This window comes from Flaviramulus multivorans (assembly GCF_021728415.1).
GTDB classification, from domain to species: domain Bacteria; phylum Bacteroidota; class Bacteroidia; order Flavobacteriales; family Flavobacteriaceae; genus Sabulilitoribacter; species Sabulilitoribacter multivorans.
In genome coordinates this window covers 29,704-50,939 of record NZ_JAKKDV010000007.1, presented here as the reverse complement: position 1 = coordinate 50,939, position 21,236 = coordinate 29,704, and the positions used below count along the sequence as shown (strand labels likewise).

Annotated in this window: 14 protein-coding genes; 4 read left to right on the top strand and 10 right to left on the bottom strand. The window is 32.8% G+C overall.

The features are described from left to right. Nucleotide 1 precedes the first annotated feature (1 nt). The 4 genes from L3X39_RS13505 to L3X39_RS13490 all read left to right on the top strand — a co-directional run bounded on the left by L3X39_RS13505 (nt 2) and on the right by L3X39_RS13490 (nt 7,785). Nucleotides 2-955, top strand: a complete 954-nt coding sequence (locus L3X39_RS13505) for an AAA family ATPase (RefSeq protein WP_237232391.1) — start codon at nt 2-4, stop codon at nt 953-955. 200 nt (nt 956-1,155) lie between these two features. Then, on the top strand, nt 1,156-3,423 hold the full coding sequence (locus tag L3X39_RS13500) for an aconitate hydratase (protein ID WP_237232390.1): 2,268 nt from the start codon (nt 1,156-1,158) through the stop codon (nt 3,421-3,423). A gap of 108 nt (nt 3,424-3,531) precedes the next feature. Next, the gene (mazG, locus tag L3X39_RS13495; protein ID WP_237232389.1) at nt 3,532-4,314 is read left to right on the top strand and encodes a nucleoside triphosphate pyrophosphohydrolase; all 783 of its coding nucleotides are present in this window, start codon (nt 3,532-3,534) and stop codon (nt 4,312-4,314) included. Nucleotides 4,315-4,509: 195 nt separating this feature from the next. Beyond that, nucleotides 4,510-7,785: an FIDD domain-containing protein gene (locus L3X39_RS13490; RefSeq protein WP_237232388.1), complete on the top strand. Its 3,276-nt coding sequence runs from the start codon at nt 4,510-4,512 to the stop codon at nt 7,783-7,785. 6 nt (nt 7,786-7,791) lie between these two features. Here L3X39_RS13490 and L3X39_RS13485 read toward each other — a convergent pair whose 3' ends face one another. The 10 genes from L3X39_RS13485 to L3X39_RS13440 form a co-directional block, all read right to left on the bottom strand. Continuing rightward, on the bottom strand, nt 7,792-9,717 hold the full coding sequence (locus L3X39_RS13485; RefSeq protein ID WP_237232387.1) for a DUF349 domain-containing protein: 1,926 nt from the start codon (nt 9,715-9,717) through the stop codon (nt 7,792-7,794). Nucleotides 9,718-9,825: 108 nt separating this feature from the next. Continuing rightward, nucleotides 9,826-10,563, bottom strand: a complete 738-nt coding sequence (locus L3X39_RS13480) for a shikimate dehydrogenase family protein (protein ID WP_237232386.1) — start codon at nt 10,561-10,563, stop codon at nt 9,826-9,828. After that, a complete protein-coding gene (locus L3X39_RS13475; protein ID WP_237232385.1) occupies nt 10,560-11,576 on the bottom strand; it encodes a DUF368 domain-containing protein in 1,017 nt (338 codons plus the stop codon). Before L3X39_RS13475 ends, L3X39_RS13480 begins: the two co-directional genes overlap by 4 nt. A 2-nt stretch (nt 11,577-11,578) precedes the next feature. Next, the gene (locus L3X39_RS13470) at nt 11,579-12,496 is read right to left on the bottom strand and encodes a polyprenyl-phosphate transporter (RefSeq protein WP_237232384.1); all 918 of its coding nucleotides are present in this window, start codon (nt 12,494-12,496) and stop codon (nt 11,579-11,581) included. An 85-nt stretch (nt 12,497-12,581) separates the two neighbouring features. After that, nucleotides 12,582-13,964, bottom strand: coding sequence for a tetratricopeptide repeat protein (locus L3X39_RS13465; protein WP_237232383.1), 1,383 nt, complete (start codon nt 13,962-13,964; stop codon nt 12,582-12,584). A gap of 156 nt (nt 13,965-14,120) precedes the next feature. After that, nucleotides 14,121-15,305: an aspartate aminotransferase family protein gene (locus tag L3X39_RS13460; RefSeq protein ID WP_237232382.1), complete on the bottom strand. Its 1,185-nt coding sequence runs from the start codon at nt 15,303-15,305 to the stop codon at nt 14,121-14,123. Nucleotides 15,306-15,307: 2 nt separating this feature from the next. Continuing rightward, nucleotides 15,308-17,125 (bottom strand): OstA-like protein, encoded by a 1,818-nt coding sequence (locus L3X39_RS13455; RefSeq protein ID WP_237232381.1) that lies wholly within the window; start codon nt 17,123-17,125, stop codon nt 15,308-15,310. A gap of 109 nt (nt 17,126-17,234) precedes the next feature. Continuing rightward, nucleotides 17,235-18,518: an adenylosuccinate synthase gene (locus tag L3X39_RS13450; RefSeq protein ID WP_237232380.1), complete on the bottom strand. Its 1,284-nt coding sequence runs from the start codon at nt 18,516-18,518 to the stop codon at nt 17,235-17,237. Nucleotides 18,519-18,526: 8 nt separating this feature from the next. Then, complete coding sequence (locus L3X39_RS13445; RefSeq protein WP_237232379.1) at nt 18,527-18,985, bottom strand: Fur family transcriptional regulator; 459 nt, start codon at nt 18,983-18,985, stop codon at nt 18,527-18,529. A gap of 24 nt (nt 18,986-19,009) precedes the next feature. Beyond that, on the bottom strand, nt 19,010-21,229 hold the full coding sequence (locus L3X39_RS13440) for a RelA/SpoT family protein (protein ID WP_237232378.1): 2,220 nt from the start codon (nt 21,227-21,229) through the stop codon (nt 19,010-19,012). Between the last annotated feature and the right edge of the window lie 7 nt (nt 21,230-21,236).

Genomic DNA, 21,236 nt, shown 5'->3' with positions numbered 1-21,236 from the left:
TATGTCTGATGTAGCAGCCATTGAGAAGTTTGTACAGCAATTTAAAGATTTAAAAACCGAAATAGCCAAGGTTATTGTTGGTCAAGATGAAGTAGTAACTCAAATTCTAATCTCTATATTTTCAGGAGGTCATTCCTTGCTTATTGGTGTTCCTGGTTTAGCAAAAACCTTGATGGTTAATACGATTGCTCAGGCTTTAGGCTTAGATTTTAAGCGTATTCAGTTTACACCTGATTTAATGCCTAGTGATATTTTAGGAAGTGAAATTCTAGATGAAGACCGCCATTTCAAATTTATAAAGGGACCTATTTTTGCCAACATTATTTTAGCGGATGAAATAAATAGAACTCCTCCAAAAACTCAAGCTGCTTTACTAGAAGCCATGCAAGAACGTGCTGTAACCGTTGCAGGTCACCATTATAAACTAAGTTTACCGTATTTTGTATTAGCAACTCAAAACCCTATTGAACAGGAAGGAACGTATCCATTACCAGAGGCACAGTTAGATCGTTTTATGTTTGCTATTAACTTGGATTATCCTTCATTTAAGGAAGAAGTTGAGGTTGTTAAATCAACAACAAATGATGTGCAAACTAAAGTAAACCCTTTATATACGGCTCAACAAATTATAGATTTTCAACATTTAATACGTCGTATTCCTGTAGCAGATAATGTGATTGAATATGCAGTTTCTTTAGTTGGAAAAACAAGACCGAACTCTAATGAAGCACCTGATTTAGTTAAAACATATATCGATTGGGGCGCAGGTCCTAGAGCTTCTCAAAATTTAATATTGGCAGCAAAAACGCATGCTGCAATTAATGGCAAATTCTCACCTGACATTGAAAATGTTCAAGCAGTTGCTAATAGTATTTTGAGACATCGGATTATTAAAAACTATAAGGCAGAAGCCGAAGGCATTTCAGAAGAACAAATAATTAAAAGTTTGTTTTAATTTTAGATTTATTGTTACGGTTAACAAATCTTCATTTTTAGCTAAAATATTCTAATAAAATATAAATCATATTAAATATTAATATCACTATAATAATTTAGTATTGTAAGGATGTTGTATTACTTGGTTTATTTTTAAAACTTTGTTTTTATTTAGTAACTTGCATTACTTTTTATAAAACCAAACAAAAAATATATTTTATGGCATTTGACATTGAAATGATAAAAGGTGTATACACCAAAATGGGAGACCGCGTGAATAAGGCGCGCAATATAGTGGGTAAACCATTGACTTTATCTGAAAAAATACTATATTCTCACCTTTGGGATGGTACTCCTGAGAAGGCATTTGTAAGAGGAAAAGATTATGTGGATTTTGCACCTGATAGAATTGCATGTCAAGACGCCACAGCGCAAATGGCATTATTGCAGTTTATGCAAGCTGGTAAAACTAAAGTTGCAGTTCCAACTACTGTGCATTGCGATCACCTTATTCAAGCTAAAGAAGGTGCTGCAGCCGATTTAAAACACGCTAATAGCGTAAGTAGTGAGGTTTTTAACTTCTTAGAATCGGTTTCAAATAAATATGGAATTGGCTTTTGGAAACCAGGAGCGGGAATTATTCACCAAGTAGTTTTAGAAAATTATGCTTTCCCTGGTGGAATGATGATTGGTACAGATTCGCATACAGTTAATGCTGGTGGATTAGGTATGGTAGCTATTGGTGTTGGTGGAGCTGACGCCGTTGATGTTATGGCTGGTATGGCTTGGGAGTTAAAATTTCCAAAACTAATAGGGGTTAGGTTAACTGGTAAATTATCGGGTTGGACAGCACCCAAAGATGTTATTTTAAAAGTAGCTGAAATTCTTACCGTAAAAGGAGGTACTGGAGCTATTGTTGAATATTTTGGACCAGGAGCCACTTCAATGTCATGTACTGGTAAAGGAACCATTTGTAACATGGGAGCTGAAATAGGTGCTACCACATCTACTTTTGGTTATGATGAATCTATGGAGCGTTATTTACGTTCTACAGATAGAGCCGATGTGGCCGACGCTGCAAATAAAGTAAAAGAGCATTTAACTGCTGATGCGGAAGTTTATGCGAATCCTGAGCTATATTTTGATCAAGTTATTGATATTAATTTATCTGAGTTAGGACCACTTTTAAACGGACCATTCACTCCAGACTTGTCAACAACTGTTGGTGGTGAAATGTCTGAAAAAGCAAAAGCTAACGATTGGCCAATTGCTGTTGAATGGGGATTGATAGGCTCTTGTACGAACTCATCTTATGAAGATTTATCTCGTGCATCTTCTATTGCACAACAAGCTTTAGATAAAGGTATTAAAATGAAGGCGGAATTAGGTATTAACCCTGGTTCAGAACAAGTACGATATACTGCCGAAAGAGACGGTATTTTAAATGTTTTTGAAAAATTAGATGCTAAAATATTCACAAATGCTTGTGGACCTTGTATAGGTCAATGGGCTAGATATAGTGACCCTAAAAACGCTCCTAAAAACAGTATTGTGCATTCTTTCAACAGAAATTTTGCAAAACGTGCTGATGGAAATCCAAATACGCATGCTTTTGTGGCATCACCTGAAATTACTGCCGCTATTGCTATTGCGGGTAGATTAGATTTCAATCCAATGACAGATAAGCTAATTAATGAAAATGGTGAAGAAGTGATGTTTGACGAACCAACAGGATGGGAATTGCCACCAAAAGGATTTGAAGTACAAGATAATGGATATCTTGCTCCAGAGGAAGATGGTAGTCATGTTCAAGTTAAAGTCGCGGGTGATTCAGAAAGACTTCAACTTTTAGATCCTTTTTTACCTATCGGAGACTCAATTACTGGAGCTAAATTGCTAATTAAAGCTTTTGGTAAATGTACAACCGACCATATTTCTATGGCAGGTCCTTGGTTACGTTTTAGAGGCCATTTAGATAATATCGCTAATAACACTCTTATTGGTGCGGTAAACGCATTCAACCAAAAAACCAATTTTGTGAAAAATCAATTAAATGGTGAATACGGTGGAGTACCAGATGTTCAACGTCAGTATAAGGCTAAAGGGATTAAAACTATTGTTGTTGGAGATCATAACTATGGTGAAGGATCTTCCCGAGAGCATGCCGCTATGCAACCAAGACATTTGGGTGTAGCTGCTGTAATTGTAAAATCATTTGCGCGTATACACGAAACAAACCTGAAAAAGCAAGGAATGTTAGGTTTAACGTTTGCAAATGAAGCTGATTATGATTTAATTCAAGAAGACGACACGTTTAACTTTTTAGATTTAAACGAATTTGCTCCTAACAAACAATTAACGTTAGAGGCAGTACATTCAGATGGGTCAAAAGATATCATTAAATTAAATCATACATATAATGATGCGCAGATTGCATGGTATAAAGAAGGTTCGGCACTTAATTTAATTAAGAAGCAAAACGCCTAAGATTTTTATCAATATATATTCAAAAGAATCCAGCAATTTTGCTGGATTTTTTTGTTTTAATAAAGTTTCTAGATAATTATAAATTGTATTTTTACTGAAATATGTTTTATGAATTCTAGAGCAAATCAATTAAAGGCTTTTGATAGATTGTTAACCATAATGGATGAGTTGCGAGAAGGCTGTCCGTGGGATAAAAAACAAACCATGGAGACCTTACGCCATTTAACTATTGAAGAAACTTATGAATTAGGTGATGCTATTTTAGATAATGATTTAGATGAAGTTAAAAAGGAGCTAGGAGATGTTTTATTGCATATTGTGTTTTATGCTAAAATAGGAAGTGAAACCAACAACTTTGATATCGCAGATGTATGCAATAGTATTTGCGAAAAATTAATTAGCAGACACCCACATATTTATGGTGATGTAAAAGTAGATAATGAAGATGACGTGAAACGTAATTGGGAAAACTTAAAACTAAAAGAAGGAAAAAAAAGTGTTTTAGAGGGTGTTCCAAAAAGTTTACCAGCCCTAGTAAAAGCTAATAGAATACAAGAAAAAGTAGCAGGAGTAGGGTTTGATTGGGAAGCTCCTCATCAAGTCTGGGAAAAAGTTGAAGAAGAATTGAATGAATTTAAAACCGAGGTAGAATCGGGCAATAAAAGTGCTATAGAAAGTGAGTTTGGAGATGTTTTATTTTCAATGGTTAATTATGCACGATTTTTGAATATCAATCCAGAGAATGCTCTTGAACGCACTAATAAAAAATTCTCAAAAAGGTTTCAATATCTTGAAAGTAAAGCTAAGAACTTGAACAAACCTCTAAAAGAAATGACTTTGGCTGAAATGGATGTATTTTGGGAAGAGGCGAAGCGTTTACCAAAAGAGTAATTAGAAAATCTATGATTTTCAAATTCATAAACGGGAAGAGGCGAAGCGCTTACCAAAAGAGTAATTAGAAAATCTGCTAAAGGGAAGAAGCTAAAAATTTGTTGCTAATTAAACACTTCACAGCGATTTTTATCTTAACATCGGATAGATTTATTAAATCTGAAAATTTTCATTTTATTTATGGAAAGTTTTTTTATGTATAAAAAAGTTATTTATACTTATTTTATTTCTTTAATACTGATGCTTTCTGGTTGGTCTCAAAATATAGCGCCAACATTAACCGCAACAGGAAATCAGGCCTATTGTCCGCAAAGTCAAATCAATATTGTGACTGATTTTGATATTGTTGATCCAGATGATACTGAAATACAAGCACTATTCATTCAAATTTCTGCTGGCTATTCACAAGGTGAAGATTTATTGATTCTTCAAGGAACTTACCCAAATATAGTAACGTCATGGAATGCAAATGAAGGGAAACTTACTTTATCTGGTATATCATCGTTACCAGTAAGTTATACGGATTTAATTGCGGCAGTAAAGGATATTGTTTTTCAAAGTAGTAGTAATAATCCTAGTAATAAAGCTTTTTCAATAACCATAGGCGATGCTAATTATTTACCGTCGACTGATCATTATTATGAATATGTCTCATCCATCGGAATAACCTGGACATCCGCTAGGGCTGCCGCTGATAGCAGGACTTATTTTGGTTTAAAAGGATATTTAGCAACTATTACCTCTGCTGAGGAGGCACAATTATCAGGTGAACAAGCCTCAGGAGCTGGTTGGATAGGTGGTAGTGATTCTGAAACTGAAGGTGTATGGAAATGGATGACTGGTCCAGAAGCTGGAACTATTTTTTGGAATGGTTTAGCAAATGGATCAACGCCTAATTATGCCTTTTGGAATACTAATGAACCCAATCAAGCTGGTGATGAGGATTATGCTCATGTTACTGCTCCTGGTGTGGGAATTCCTGGGTCATGGAATGATTTAAGTAATGTAGGCAGTCCTAGCGGACCATATCAGCCAAAGGGTTATATTGTTGAATACGGAGGAACTCCTGGAGATCCAATTCTTAATATTTCTGCAAGTTCTAATATTTTTACAACCTCTATCATAGATACCAAACCAGCTATAAGATGTGGAAGTGGTATAGTTACTCTGGAGGCTACCGCATCACAGGGAGACGTTTTGTGGTTTGATGCTTTTGTTGGAGGAACCCTTTTAAGTACGGGAACAACCTTTATTACACCAGTTATAAATTCAACAACTACTTATTACGCCTTGGCATCCATCAATGGCTGTTTAGAAGGTGTGAGAGTGCCCGTTACTGCATCAGTTACACCATTTCCCACAATAGATTCAGTTAGTGACGATTTGGTATGCGATTCAGGTTCAGGGGTTTTGTCTGCAACGGCTTCGGCTGGAGTAATTAATTGGTATAATGCTCCAACAGGAGGAACATCTTTAGCCACAGGTTCAGTATTTAATACGCCCGTGGTTAATAATACAACCACTTATTATGTTGATGCAACAGTAAATGGCTGTACAACTACAACTCGAACTGCAGTTACTGTAACGGTTCAAAAAACACCAATGCCAAATACAACCAACTCTAATCAAAGTTTTTGTGATATTGACCAAGCTAGCATTTCAGACATCCAAGTTACAGGTCAAAACATTTTATGGTATGACGCCGTTACTGGTGGTAATCAGTTAAATTCTGCTGATGCTTTAACCACAAGTACATATTACGCTACTCAAACCGTAAATAATTGTGAAAGCATCAATAGACTACCTATAAATGTTACAATTAATGAAACAGTGGTTTTACCATCTAATATACCTGATTTAATGGAATGCGATTCCATGCAAGACGGTGATGACACTAATGGGTTAACTACTTTTGATTTAACTACAAATGAGAGTGTTTTACTAAATGGAAAATCAGCATCAGATTATACATTTTTATATTTCACGGATGCTGCTTATTCGAACACCATTTTAACTCCAGCGAATGCTTTTGAAAATATGGTCGCGAATGGTCAAACTATTTACCTAAGGATAGTTAATAATGTTAATAATACTTGTTTTACTGACACATCCTTTGGTGTTATAGTAAATCCATTGCCAACTATTGAAAACTCTATAGTATTTAAAAACTGTGATGAGGATGGCACTGCGGATGGTTTTACAGATTTTAATTTAATAGAAGCTAATAGCTTTATAACTAATAATACTTCCGGTATAACTTTTACGTATCATTTGTCATATAATGATGCGGATGCTAGTATAAATCAAATAAATGAGATATTTAATAATCAATTGGCAAATACCGTATTTGCGCGTGTAGAAAATGCAGATGGTTGTTATAGAATTTCAACAATTAATTTACAGGTTTCAACAACGTCGTTTCCAATGGGGTATTTTGAAACTATTGATTTATGTGATGATGATGATACTAACGATGGTTATCATAGTTTTGATTTAACCCAAGTCACTCCTCAGTTTATAGCTCAATTTCCTTCTGGACAAAATTTAAGTGTACACTATTTTGAAAGTTTAATGGATGCACAATTAGAGCAAAATGAAATTTTGCAGCAGAATGATTATGTGAATGTGAACCCTTTTTCGCAAACTTTATATGTGCGTGTTGAGAGTGATGATAATGGTGAATGTTTTGGTATCGGTCCCCATTTAGTATTAACAGCTAATCCAAGACCTGAGTTTGAAGTGGATAATTCGGAAATTTATTGCTTAGATAATAATCCAATAACTCTAACAACCTTTAATCCTTCTGGAAGTTTCACCTATGAATGGAGAAATTCAAATGGTGATATAGTTAGTAATTTAGCCTTTGCTGAGGTTATTTCTGGAGGCTCTTACACGGTTATAGCTACTTCGAGTTTTGGTTGCGACTCTTTTCCGGTAACATTTTCTGTTGTTGAGTCTGCAATCGCTGAGATTGATATAGATGATATTACAATAGTTGAACTGTCCGATAATAATAGTATATCAATTAACAATGAGAATAATAATTTAGGTATTGGAGATTACGAATTTTCATTAGATAATATTAATGGCCCTTATCAAGATTCATCAGTCTTTAACAATGTTGGTGCTGGTTCTCATATCGTATATGTTAGAGATAAAAATGGCTGCGGTATTGCGTCTATAGAAGTATTTATTCTTGGGTTTCCTAAATATTTCACACCTAATGGGGATGGTACTAATGATATTTGGCAAATTAAAGGCTTAGGTGCTGATTTTACAAATGAATCAAAAGTGAGCGTTTTTAACAGATACGGTAAATTAATCAAACAGTTAAATGCTAAAACAGGTATTTGGGATGGCACCTTTAATGGACAAGAGCTACCAGATTCTGATTATTGGTTTATAGCCGAACTAATAGAAGCAGATGGAAACATCATAACCTATAAAGGGCATTTTAGTTTAATTAGATAGCAAAGACTAATAAAGGTCTTTTATTTTACTAAGCTTATCCTTCCAAAGTTTTAGTGACTCTTTATGTGCTTTTATGTTGTTTTTTACTTCCTTAACAACGGGGTTATCATCGTCTACATTAGTAAAAAACTGTAGGTTGTTTTCTAACTGATTGATTTGACCTTTTACTTCACTTATTTTTTTACTAATAAAAGACCGTTCATTATCCAAATCTCGATTGTTGTCTGAATTATTTAAGGTATCCAGTTTATTTTCAAACTTAATCATTTCAACCTCACTTTTATCCATATCCAAACCTGTTAATAGGCTATCAATGGTTTTTTGAAATTTACCTTCAATATAGCGTTTGTCGTTAGGTACTTTTCCAATTTCCTGCCATTGGGAAATGTACCCCTTTATAGTTTCTATATTTTTCTCTTTAGACCCTTTTAAATCCAAATCTTTTAGAGTGCTTAACAGCTCATTCTTTTTATTATAAGCCTCGATAAACTCTTTATTTGCCGCATTTCGAGTAGCATGTAGTTTATCAAAATAGTGATTACAGGCTGTTTTAAAACGCTTCCATATTTTATCACTGTCTTTACGAGGAACATGACCAATTTTTTTCCAATCGTTCTGAATTTTTTTCATTAAAGGTGTGGTTACCTCAAAATCTTCACTATCCTTATTGTCCTCGGCAATTTTAATTAGCTCAAGTTTTTGTTGCAGGTTAGTGTATTGTTCCTTTTTTAAGCCTTTATAGAATGCATTTTTTTTCCTATTAAATAGTCTTACTGAATTTTTAAATTTAGACCAAGTATTTTCATTTTCCTTAAGTGGAACTTTACCTGCATTAAAAAACGATTCGCGAAGCGCTTCAATTTCTTTAATTTTCTTTTGCCACCCACCGTGAGAGATTATGTTTTCGTTTGTTATCGCTTCAATATTAGAAATAATCTCTAGCTTTTTTTCTAGATTTTTTTCATAAATCTTATCTATTTCCTGATAATAAACTTGCCTTTTGTCATTAATAATTTTAGTGGCTGCTTTAAATCGTTCCCAAATTTCTTCCCTATGCTCTTTAGCCACAGGTCCCAATTCTTCCTTCCACATTTTATGTAATTCTTGCAATTCTCTAAATGCATGCATTACATTATCGTTTTTTGCAAGCTCTTCAGCGTGCTCTATAATTAATAGCTTTTTCTCTAAATTATGTTTAAAGTCTAAATCACGTAAATCCCTATTTAAATGTAAAAAGTCGTAAAACATTTCTACATGATGATGATAGCTATTCCAAGCGTTATTGTATTTATCTCTTGGAATCGGGCCTGTATTTCGCCAGCGTTCTTGTAATTCTTTAAAGTGTTTGTAGGTAGTATTTATGTTTTCTTCAACATTAATAAGACCCTTAAGTTCTTCAATAATTTCAAGTTTATCAGCCAGGTTTTGCTTTAAATTCTTTTCTAAGCTTTTGTAGTGATCGTTTAGCTTTTTTCTATACTCCTTGTAAGCTTCCTTAAACCTTTTTTGAATAGGCGAGGAGTAATAAAAATCAATTTCATTACCACCATCGTTTAAAAAATCTTCTTTTTTTTCGTCTAATAATGCTTGAAACTTAGTTTTGAATTCGGAATTTATGCTATTTACATGGGTTTTTATTGCTTGAACCTTTTCGTTCTTTATAAGTCTTTCCAGCTCTATTGTCAAAGCCTCTAAAGACATAGAGTCGTACTCTTTAATTTCTATTTTGTGTCTGTCTTTGTTTCCTTCGTCTTCGGCATCTTCGGCATTTGATTCCTCAATTTCATTTAAAACTTCGTCCTTGTTTTCAGGTACGTCAACACCATCAACAGTTTCATTAACTTCTTGATTTTCATTTAATTCTAATGAATTTTCATTTGAATTAATTTCATTAATTTCTTCTGTTTCAGACAGTTTATTTGTATCAGACATTTTAAAAAATGTTAAGGTTCACATAGCACTTTAGACATTAAAGATACTAACAAGTAAAGTAATTACAAAGAGGTGATTAATGTTTTAACGATTATGGGAAGCGTTTTGTTATAAATTCCAGATGGACCAAGCCTTTTCTGCTTGTAATTTAAGCATATTTAACCCATTAATAACTGTTGCTTTTTTTTCCTTTCCATAACTTAGAAACTTTGTTTCTTCGGGGTTGTAAATTAAGTCGAATAAAATATGATGGCTACCTATGGCATTATATGGAATATCAGGGCAATCATCTATATTTGGGAATGTTCCTAAAGGCGTACAGTTTACTATAATTTGATGATTTTTTATATCCATTTCGCTTAACGTTTCGTAAGTGAAGGATACACCTTTTGATAGGTTTCTTGATACATATTTAAAATTAATTCCAAGCTCATTAAACGTGTAGGCAATGGCTTTACTAGCACCACCAGTACCTAAAATTAAAGCATTTTTGTGATGAGCTTTTAAAAAAGGTTTTATCGTGTTTTTAAAGCCATAACAATCGGTATTGTAGCCTGTTAACTTTCCTTTTTTGGTTATTTTTATGGTGTTTACAGCACCTATAGCTTTGGCTTTTTTGTTTACTTTGTCTAAGTAAGGGATTATGGCTTCTTTGTATGGGATAGTAACATTTAAGCCTTTTAAATTTTCAGTGTTTTTTATTATTAAAGGAAATAAATCAATGCTTTCAATATCAAAGTTTTCGTAAGTCGTGTTATTGATATGTTCAACTTCAAATTTCTTTTTAAAATAAGATCTTGAAAATGAATAAGAAATATTTTTACCTAAAAGCCCTAATTTGTTCATTTAGTTTTTTTTGTTTTTTGTCCGTACCACTCTAATGCTAAAACTATAGCTATACCTAGAAAAATAAAACCTACAGCGTAATAAGTTTGGGTATTAAATTCGGGTATAAAGCGTTGGTAGTTTTTTATAATTTTTTCACCCGTAGAATCTAAGAGAAACTCACCCCCGTTATTTAACTTGTAAATTGTTTTTTTCCAAGGCCATACAACTCCTAAAGATCCAACGATAAAACCTATTATAGCTGATAATGTAATACTTTTGTAATGTTTTAAAATATAACTTAGTATGTGTGAAAAAGTTACTAAACCCGTAACAGATCCTAAAGTAAAAATCGCTAAAACTTTTAACATTCTTATACGTTCAGCATTATTTACAAAACTAAAATCGGCACTAAATATATCCGAAATAGTATCATATAAGGCATTTACCGAATCTACTAGCAACAACACATAATTTCCTAAAAGTATGAGGATAAAAGATCCAGAAAACCCTGGAAGTGTCATTCCAGAAACACTAATAATTCCACAGAAAAATACGAATAAAAGATTGTCATTCTCCTTAGCAGGATTTAAAAAACTTATACTAACACCTACTAAAATTCCAATAACTAAAGATGTATAGGTTTTGTAGTTCCAATCTCTAAAGTCTTTATTAATGTAGTATATGGAGCCAATAATCATTCCAAAGAAAACGCTCCAAACATATAATTCATAATGCTTAATTAGATAATCTAAAATCTTCGAAATACTAAAATAGCTAACTACCATTCCAAAAAATAATAGCCCTAAAAACTTGCCATTGACATATCTATAAAAACTTTTAAAACGACCATTAATGAGTAATTTGAAAGCTTTACCGTTTACCTTTTTTAGCGAATAAATAAATTCTTCATAAAACCCTGCAACAAAAGCTACAACACCACCCGAAATACCTGGAACTTTATTGGCAGCACCCATGCCTAATCCTTTAAGGACTAGAAAAATTTTGTCAGTAAGTGTTCTGGTGCTTTGCATTTCTATTTTTTGGAGCCTATTTTTTCGAGTATGAAAATAGTTAAAAACCCTAGAATCATTAAAATTATAGCGTAAATTATTTGATTATCTCCTTCAAAAGAAAAAGGAGAAACACTTTCTTGTAATAAGGGTGTATTGATGCCTTTTGAATTGGTGTGCCATGACAAGGTTTTTTTCCAAGGCCATACTTTGTTTAACGACCCAAAAATAAAACCTGTTAATAAAGCTAGAGTTATATTGTGATAGTTTTTAAAAAGCCATTTTAAGACATGACTAAAACTCAGTAAACCGATTAGAGCTCCACCAGCAAAAATCACTAATTTTTTTATATCAATATCATGTATGGCATCACTTAAAGTTTTGTAAGCCCCTAGAATGATAAGTATGAAAGAACCAGAAATACCTGGTAAAATCATTGCACATATAGCTATGGCACCAGCTAAAAATAAAAACCAAGGACTTTCGTTAGTGGCCAATGATGGTAATTTGCTTATATAGAAAGCAATAGCTGCCCCTAAAATTAATGCTATTATAGTAGCGAACCGCCACTTGGTAATTTGTTTTCCTACAAAATATATACTTGCCACAATAAGGCCAAAAAAGAACGACCAAATTAAAACGGGATGATACTCAAGCAAATATTTTGCAAGTTTCATAAACGAGACAAAACTTATAATAATTCCAGATAATAGAGCTACTAGGAAGTTTCCATTTAAAGCATTCCAAAACTCTTTGAAACCTTTTTTTGAAAGCGTTTTAAAGAGTGACACATTTATATTGCTAATAGTATTTATTAACTCCTCATAAATACCAGAAATAAAGGCTATTGTTCCTCCAGAGACACCTGGAACTGCATCGGCAGCACCCATGGCTAACCCTTTAAATGAAATAACTAAATAATCAATAAAACGTCTTTGCATACCTTAATTTTAACAGTAAACCAAAGGTATACATTTGAACACTAAAAAAAAACAAATATGCAATTATGTAAGATTTGCTTACAGGTTAGGGTTTTAATATTTTTTGTACTAATATTTTATTTGAAACTTCCGGGAAAAGTTCTTCTAAAATAAATGAATAATCTTCATTCTGTTTTATAGCATTTTTTAAATGAAATGCACCTTTATCAGTTTCATTTAAACGAAAGTACAATCCCGCTAAACGATACTCTATTTCAGGATTTTCAGGATAAAACTCTATAGCTTGTTCAAAATTATAAATAGCAGCTTCAGGTTCTCCTAACTTTATCAATAAATCGCCACGTGATAACCACGTATTTAATTCGTAATTACCAAGTTCTAGTGTTTTTTTAAATCCGCGTTCCGCCTCTTCATAAAAATTTAATCGTTGATTTATTTGTGAATAAAGCTTCCAATAGGTAACATTTTCTGAGTCAATATTGATGGCTTTATTGATGTAATAAAGGGCTTTTTGATAGTCTCTTTTTTTGTTGTAGAACTTTGTAATAGCAATCCAGCCTTTATCTAATAGAGGGTCTTCATGAACAGTTCTTTCATAAAACTGAAGCGCTAAGTCATTATTTTTTAGCTTTTCGTAACAATTACCAATACGCAACAATGCAAATGACGTTGGCTCGTCTAATTGTAAAGTAATCGTATAATTTTCTATAGCATCTTCAAAGCGTTTTAATTTTTCCAAAACCTTACCACGTTCTAAATAAGCGCCTACAAAGGTGTCGTCGGAGATTATAGCAAAATCGAACGCCGTTAAGGCTTTATTGTAGTCTTTTATAGCGTAGTACTGTTTTCCTAATTGATGCCATGCTACTTCGCAATACGGATTATTATCTAAAAATACGTTCAGGTATGAAATAGCTTCGTCATACTGATTTAAAAATTCAAAGCAATAAATTATATTATATAAAGCCGAATAATCATTTAAATCTTCTTCAAGGCATTTCATAAAATAAATTAGAGCATTTTCATATTGATCAATGAATAAATATTCCATTCCGATTAAAGAATAAATATCTACAACATCATCCGTAAGGTCTAAAGCTTTTATTAAAACCTCAATAGCCTGTAAGTGATCATCTTTTTTTGAGAAAATATTAGCCTTTTGAATATAAATTTCTTCGTTTGTAGGGTCTAATAAATATAACTCATTAAGTAACGTATCGGCTTCAACTAATTTATCTTCAAAAATATAAACCTCAATTTTAAAAAGTTTTAAGTTTAATGAAGTTGGATGCTGATCCAGTCCTAACTTAATAGCTTTTTTTGCTAAGGCTATTTTTCCTTGATTTAAATAGTGATGAATGATGTTTTCAAATTCTTCAGAATCGAAGAACAAAACATGATTGGTTTTCAACATCGATTCAAACTTGGTAAGCGGTAAGTTGTTGTTGTCGTCATGACTAAACTCCATAAGCAAATTTGTAAGATTGTAGCGAAATAAATTTAAGCTTCTATTTGCATTATTGTTGATTACTACTCAAATGTTTTTAACAAAGTAATGAACATTTACAAGGGTTATTAAATATTTTTATTCTTTAGAATTGATTATCAGAAAGTTGAAGACTGTCTATTGAAGATGAATTTCATCTAAAATTTCAATTATTATTTTACATCCTTTAATAATTTCATCATTAGAGATGGTTAAAGGGGGTGTAATTCTAACGGCTTTTGGCTCAAAAAGCAACCAAAAAAGTATTAAACCCGCATTTTGACACTTTAAAATTAACGCATTTGTTATTTCTGAAGAAGGTGTAATTATGGCTAGCATGAGTCCTTTTCCTCTAATTTCAGTTATTAAAGGATGCACTAAAAGTTCTCGAAAAAGTTGTTCTTTTTCTAAAGATTGTTCCATTAAATTACTTTCGGTAATTTCTTTTAAAGTGGCTAAAGCTGATGCTGCAATTACCGGATGACCACCAAAGGTTGTAATGTGCCCAAGTTTAGGATTGTCTTGTAATAAATCCATTAGTTCACTGGATGCTGTGAAAGCACCAATTGGCATACCGCCACCAAGACCTTTGCCTGAAACTAAAATATCTGGAACACAATTATAGTGCTGAAAACCAAAAAGCTTTCCAGTACGCCCAATACCTGGTTGAATTTCATCAAGTATTAAAAGTGCATTAACTTCGTTACAACGTTTTCTAACTTTAGCTAAATAATCATTCTTAGGTTCAATAAAACCAGCACCACCTTGTATAGTTTCTAAAATCACACAAGCCGTTTTATGGGTAATTTGCTCTAAATCATCATCATTATTAAAATCAATAAACTTTACATTTGGTAAGAGTGGTCTGAAAGCTCGTTTACGTTCTTCGAACCCCATCACGCTCATAGAACCCATAGTATTACCATGATATGCATTATTTGCAGCAATAATTTCACTGCGCCCTGTGGCACGTTTTGCTAACTTCAATGCACCTTCTATGGCCTCGGTTCCTGAATTTGTTAAATATGTTTTTTCTAATGGTTGCGGTAAATTTTCAGCTAAAAGTTTAGTCAGTTCAACTGCTGGTTTTTGAATGTATTCTCCATAAACCATAACATGCAAATACTTATCTAATTGTTCTTTAATAGCATAGACAACTTTTGGGTGATTATGCCCCAAAGGTGTTGCCGAAACTCCGGCTACAAAGTCTAAATAAGCTTTGTTATTAGTGTCATAAATATATGAGCCATTGGCATGAGAAATTTCCATAGCCAAAGGATGTGGTGTTGTTTGGGCCTGATATTTAAAGAAATCTGAAGACATTTTTATTCTTTTTTGACTTCTTTTGAATTAGGAAGTTTTGTTTTTTTATCTGGTTTAGGTATAGAATCAGTGTTTATTTTTACATTCGTTGGCAAATTTCGAGATGCTTTGGATGTTTGAACATTATTTAATTTAGCATTTTCATCTGCCAGTTCAATGCGCTTTTGCATAGCTTCGTCAACAAAATCTTCTTGCGGAATGTAGTCTTCAAGCCCTTTTATTATAGGTAATTCTAAAAGTGGGTCGTCTTTAAATAAATCGTCAACACTTAAAGGTCGTTCTTCTTCGCGCCAATCAAAACCCTTTAATAATCGCTCGTTTTCTGGATATTTAGATTCAGGGTATAAATTGCCATCAATTTGATTATATCTAGTATATTCTTCAATATCACCATCTGCAAATAGCATTGAGATACTCCCAGATTTTGCTTTGTCAATACCTGTCAATTCTTGTTTATCATTACGTGCATAAAAAATAGACTCTGCATTTTTTGTAATATCTACTTGTCGTAATTGATTTTCGTCATTAAATAATCCTACCAATCGCATACCATAAATTTGGTTATATCCAGTTTGACTAATAGTATCCTTACTTATAATAAAGGCATTATTGAAAACCAGTAGCGAATCTATTTTTTCGGTTTCATTGTTCGATATTAAATGTATAGTATCACCTGTCATTTGATTTTCAAAATTCCAAATAATGGGTTTTCGTTTAGTCGAAAATTTATCTCCAGGTGAAAAGCGAGGTATATTAATAAGTTTCGTTATACCCGTTTTCTGATCAGAATGAATGGAGTCAGCTTTTCCACTGAGATCAGATTTGAAAATTTTAGCGTTATAATAAGCTTTAATAATACGATTATCAGGTTTACCAGTAACCATAATTTTATCTGCGTGCATGTAAATAGAATCGTTTTCTTGAATCGTAATGGCCAACGCACGTTTAGTAATAAAAACAGAATCCTTTTCTTTAAAAACTTCAGCATAATGCCCTTTTATAATACTATTGTTTATGGTATCGGTTACCTTTATATTATTGGTGGCAGAAGCAAAACTTATATTATTATCAAAGTATAAACTATCACCTTCAATAATACGATTGTCATAGTTTATTTTTGCTTTTTTTACAGCATAACCAATCTTGTTTTCGGTATCATAAAACCCTTTTTCACAATAAGTTTTACTTTCTTCGGTGGTTATAGTTGATGGACCAAATAAATAGGCGTGACCAGTATCAGAATAAAAATCAAAATAGTCTGAATTAATAGTAGATTCTTTGTTAACCAGAACAACATCTTGTACAAATTGATATTTTTTAAGGTTCATATAATAGCGTCCTATTTTACTGGTAATAGTACCAGAAGAATCCTTTACAACCGTACCACCGCTTTTATAAAATGCTTGTTGTTTTGACCTATCAAAATGTAAGGTGTCTGATGAAATAGTAGAGTTAGGGTCTTTTAAAACCACATCGCCACTAGCAAAAGCTAATTCGGTAATACCGCTATACTCAATGTATTTAGATGTCATATTAATAGTATCACCTTGTATTAATTTAACGTTCCCGTAAGCCTCAATAAAATTTTCTTTACTGTAATGAATGGCTTTGTCACACCACATATTAGTGCCTTGGTGGATTATTTGAACTTGCTGTGAATCGTCGCGTGTTAAAATTTTTGCTCCTGGATAATTTTCTTCATCAATAGTAAGCTTTCCTGCATATTCAATTTCAATTTTCTTTTTTGTTTGAGCTTGACTATGAAAAGTTGATAAAAACCCAATTAAGAGTAAAAAAAATAAAACCTGTAGTTTGTTCAAAATATAAAAGTTTGTGGCAAAAATAACGATTAATATGATGTTTAAGTATAATGAAACAAAAAACGCTCCAAATTATTTTGGAGCGTTTAAAATTATATTATAAAGTATTTTAAACCAATTGTTTTCTGAAAATAGTTTGTTTTCTATCAGGTCCAACCGAGACAATTGTAATTGGAATTTCAAGCTCTTTTTCTAAAAATGCTATATAATCTTTTAAAGCACCTGGTAATTGAGAAGCATCAGACATTGCTGTTAAATCTTCATTCCAACCTTTAAGTTCCGAATAGATAGGTTCAACATTTTCTGGTTCTATGTTATATGGTAAATGTGAAATTACTTCACCTTTATATTTGTATGATGTACAAACTTTCAAAGTTTTGAATCCCGAAAGCACATCACCTTTCATCATCATTAATTGGGTAACACCATTAACCTGACAAGCGTATTTTAAAGCCACTAAATCTAACCAACCACATCTGCGCGGTCTTCCGGTTGTTGCGCCGAATTCGTTGCCAACACGTCCCATAGTTTCTCCATCTTCATCAAATAATTCTGTCGGAAATGGTCCTGAGCCAACACGTGTTGTATAGGCTTTAAAAATACCAAAAACTTCACCAATTTGGTTTGGAGCTACTCCTAATCCGGTACAAGCACCAGCGGCCGTAGTATTGCTTGAAGTCACAAATGGATACGTTCCAAAATCAATATCTAACAAAGACCCTTGCGCACCTTCTGCCAAAATCGTTTTTCCGGATTTTTGAGCTTGATAAATATATTCTTCAGAATCTATAAATTTTAAAGATTTTAAAACCTTAACGGCCTTAAAAAATTCTTCTTCTAATTCTTTTAAATTATATTGAATATCAACATTGTAATAAGCAATCATAGATTCATGCTTATTTGCCAAGGCTCTATATTTTTCTTTCCAATCGCTTAACTCCAAGTCACCTACACGAATACCATTTCTACCTGTTTTGTCCATGTAAGTAGGTCCAATTCCTTTAAGTGTGGAACCAATTTTTGCTTTTCCTTTGGAAGCTTCACTTGCGGCATCAAGTAAACGGTGGGTTGGTAAAATAATATGTGCTTTACGAGAAATAAGCAACGATTTTCTATAATCTACCTGTTGCTCTTCAAGTTTATCAAGTTCGCCTTTAAAAATTACAGGATCTATAACAACGCCATTTCCAACTAAGTTTATAGCTTCATCATGAAAAATACCTGAAGGAATAGTGTGTAAAACATGTTTTCTGCCATTAAAAACTAAGGTGTGTCCTGCATTAGGACCTCCTTGAAAACGTGCAATTATATTGTAGTTATTTGTAAGTACGTCAACAATTTTTCCTTTGCCTTCGTCTCCCCATTGTAGTCCTAGTAGTAAATCTACTGCCATTGTAAAAATTAGTTATTTGTGGTTGATTTTCTATTTCCGTAAAAATAGAGTGAGTGGTTATTAATTTCAATATCGAAAACTTCTTCGATTGTTTTTTTAATGGATTGAATCCTTGGATCGCAAAACTCAATAACCTCACCGGTATCGGTAAGTATTACATGATCATGTTGTCTGTCGAAATATGATTTTTCGTAATGTGCTTGATTTTGGCCAAATTGGTGCTTTCTAACTAAACCGCACTCCAACAGTAATTCTATAGTATTATAAAGCGTTGCACGTGATACTCGATACTTTTTATTTTTCATATTAAGATAAAGAGACTCTATATCAAAATGTTCTTTATTGTTATAGATTTCTTGAAGTATAGCGTATCGCTCAGGAGTTTTTCGGTGCCCGTTATTTTCTAAAAAGCTAGTAAATACGCTCTTTACTATTTCTTGGTTTTTTGTATCAGCCTTTGGATCCATAATTTCGTCGCAAATTTACACTTTTTATACTCTAGTAACCTTATCTATACCATTAATTTTCTTAAGTTTTTCTAAAAGTTTTTTAATAATGGTATTATTTTTTACGACTACGTTTATTTTTCCTGAAAATAACCCATCATCACTTTCAAAACTTATACTTTTCATATTAACATGCATATTCTCAGAAACTATCGTCGTTATTTCATTAACTAGCCCAATGTGATCGATACCTGTGAGCATAATTTTTACTAAAAATTCTTGTTGAGTAGAATCTATCCATTTGGCTGGCATAATTCTGTAGGCATAATTAGATTGCAAACTAACAGCATTCGGACAGTTGTATTTATGCACTTTAATACCTTCATTTACCGTTAAAAAACCAAATACATCATCACCGGGAATTGGATTGCAACAATTTGATAATTTATACTCTAGTTTTTCTTCTTCTTTTCCAAAAACAAGTGAGTCGTACTTTAAGGTAACCTCTTCTTTTTCTAATTCTTCTTTGTTAATATTAGCTTTTCGTGTTATCTTATTTTTAAGATACTTCATAAAAGCGTTACTTCTAGATGCGGCATAGCTTTTAAGCATGTTATTATCTATCGTACCTACGCCAATTCTGTAAAATAAATCTAAACTTGTTTTTAACTTGAAATATCGAACCATTTCGTTGATGGTTTCTTCATCTAGATTAATTTTAAGTTGTTTTAATTTACGACGTAAAATTTCTTTACCGTCTTCACCTATAATTTTTTTGTCTTCTTTTAGAGCCGATTTAATTTTGCTTCTTGCACGAGCAGTAGTAGCATAATCTAACCAGTTTGGGTTGGGTTTTGCACTTTCTGACGTTATAATATCTACTTGGTCACCACTTTTTAATTCATGACTTAGCGTAACTAATTTACCGTTTACCTTTGCCCCACGAGTTTTCATACCAACTTCGGTATGAATATTAAAAGCAAAATCTAACGCAGTAGCTCCTTTGGGTAGTGATTTTAGCTCTCCAGTAGGTGTAAAAACAAATATTTCTTTTGAGTAGAGATTAAGCTTAAACTGTTCAACAAAATCTACAGCATTCATTTCTGGGTTTTCCAGAGCTTCTTGTAGGCGATTAATCCAGGTTTCTAAATTATCTTCTTTTTCGTTGCCTTGTTTGTACTTGTAGTGCGCCGCATAGCCTTTTTCGGCTATTTCATTCATTCGTTCGCTACGTATTTGAACCTCTACCCAACGTCCTTTTGGACCCATAACTGTAATATGAAGAGCTTCATACCCCGTACCTTTTGGAGAAGAAATCCAATCACGAAGTCTTACAGGGTTTGGTCTGAAATGATCTGTAACCACCGAATAGATTTTCCAAGCTATAAATTTCTCGTTATCAAGGTCACTTTCATAAATTATTCTAATAGCAAACTTGTCATAAACTTCATCAAAAGGAACCCCTTGATTCAGCATTTTTCTTCTAATAGAAAAAATAGATTTTGGCCTTCCTTTTATGGTGTACTTAAGTTGCTCCTTATCTAAAGATCTTTTTATTACATCACTAAATTGTTCAATATAAAGGTCTTGTTCTTCCTTGCTTTCTTTTATTTTGCTTAAAATATCGTTATAAACATCAGGCTCGGTATATTTTAAACCCAAATCTTCAAGCTCGGTTTTAATATTGTAAAGTCCAATTCGGTGAGCTAATGGTGCATAAATGTAAAGTGTTTCAGATGCTATTTTTAATTGCTTGTCTGATCGCATAGAATCCATAGTCTGCATATTATGAAGCCTATCAGCAATTTTAATAATGATAACTCTAACGTCATCATTAAGAGTAAGTAGCATTTTACGAAAATTCTCTGCTTGTAAAGACACATCCATGTCCTTTTCCTTGCTTAAAGAAGAAATTTTTGTAAGTCCATCAACAATTTTAGCAACGGTTTCCCCAAATTGTTTTTCAATGTCTTCGATAGTATAATCAGGACTGTCTTCAACCACATCATGAAGTAGTGCAGAAGCAATAGAAGTGGCATCCAAACCAATTTGTTGAGCTACAATTCTAGCTACAGCAAGCGGATGAAAAATATAAGCTTCACCCGATTTTCTGCGTTGATTTTTATGTCCGTCTAAGGCAACTTCAAAAGCACTTCTGATTAATTTTTTATCATCATCAGTAAGCGTGGTGTAACTAACTTTTAATAAATTTTTGTAGGCTTTGGCAATGGCTGCATTTTCCTTTTCTATAACTTCCTCTGTCATAAACTAA

Bases quoted from the DNA above. Each gene is read 5' to 3' on its own strand.
- L3X39_RS13505 (WP_237232391.1), top strand. From the start codon at position 2: ATGTCTGATGTAGCAGCCATTGAGAAGTTTGTACAGCAATTTAAAGAT.
- L3X39_RS13500 (WP_237232390.1), top strand. From the start codon at position 1,156: ATGGCATTTGACATTGAAATGATAAAAGGTGTATACACCAAAATGGGA.
- mazG (WP_237232389.1), top strand. From the start codon at position 3,532: ATGAATTCTAGAGCAAATCAATTAAAGGCTTTTGATAGATTGTTAACC.
- L3X39_RS13490 (WP_237232388.1), top strand. From the start codon at position 4,510: ATGTATAAAAAAGTTATTTATACTTATTTTATTTCTTTAATACTGATG.
- L3X39_RS13485 (WP_237232387.1), bottom strand. From the start codon at position 9,717: ATGTCTGATACAAATAAACTGTCTGAAACAGAAGAAATTAATGAAATT.
- L3X39_RS13480 (WP_237232386.1), bottom strand. From the start codon at position 10,563: ATGAACAAATTAGGGCTTTTAGGTAAAAATATTTCTTATTCATTTTCA.
- L3X39_RS13475 (WP_237232385.1), bottom strand. From the start codon at position 11,576: ATGCAAAGCACCAGAACACTTACTGACAAAATTTTTCTAGTCCTTAAA.
- L3X39_RS13470 (WP_237232384.1), bottom strand. From the start codon at position 12,496: ATGCAAAGACGTTTTATTGATTATTTAGTTATTTCATTTAAAGGGTTA.
- L3X39_RS13465 (WP_237232383.1), bottom strand. From the start codon at position 13,964: ATGGAGTTTAGTCATGACGACAACAACAACTTACCGCTTACCAAGTTT.
- L3X39_RS13460 (WP_237232382.1), bottom strand. From the start codon at position 15,305: ATGTCTTCAGATTTCTTTAAATATCAGGCCCAAACAACACCACATCCT.
- L3X39_RS13450 (WP_237232380.1), bottom strand. From the start codon at position 18,518: ATGGCAGTAGATTTACTACTAGGACTACAATGGGGAGACGAAGGCAAA.
- L3X39_RS13445 (WP_237232379.1), bottom strand. From the start codon at position 18,985: ATGGATCCAAAGGCTGATACAAAAAACCAAGAAATAGTAAAGAGCGTA.
- L3X39_RS13440 (WP_237232378.1), bottom strand. From the start codon at position 21,229: ATGACAGAGGAAGTTATAGAAAAGGAAAATGCAGCCATTGCCAAAGCC.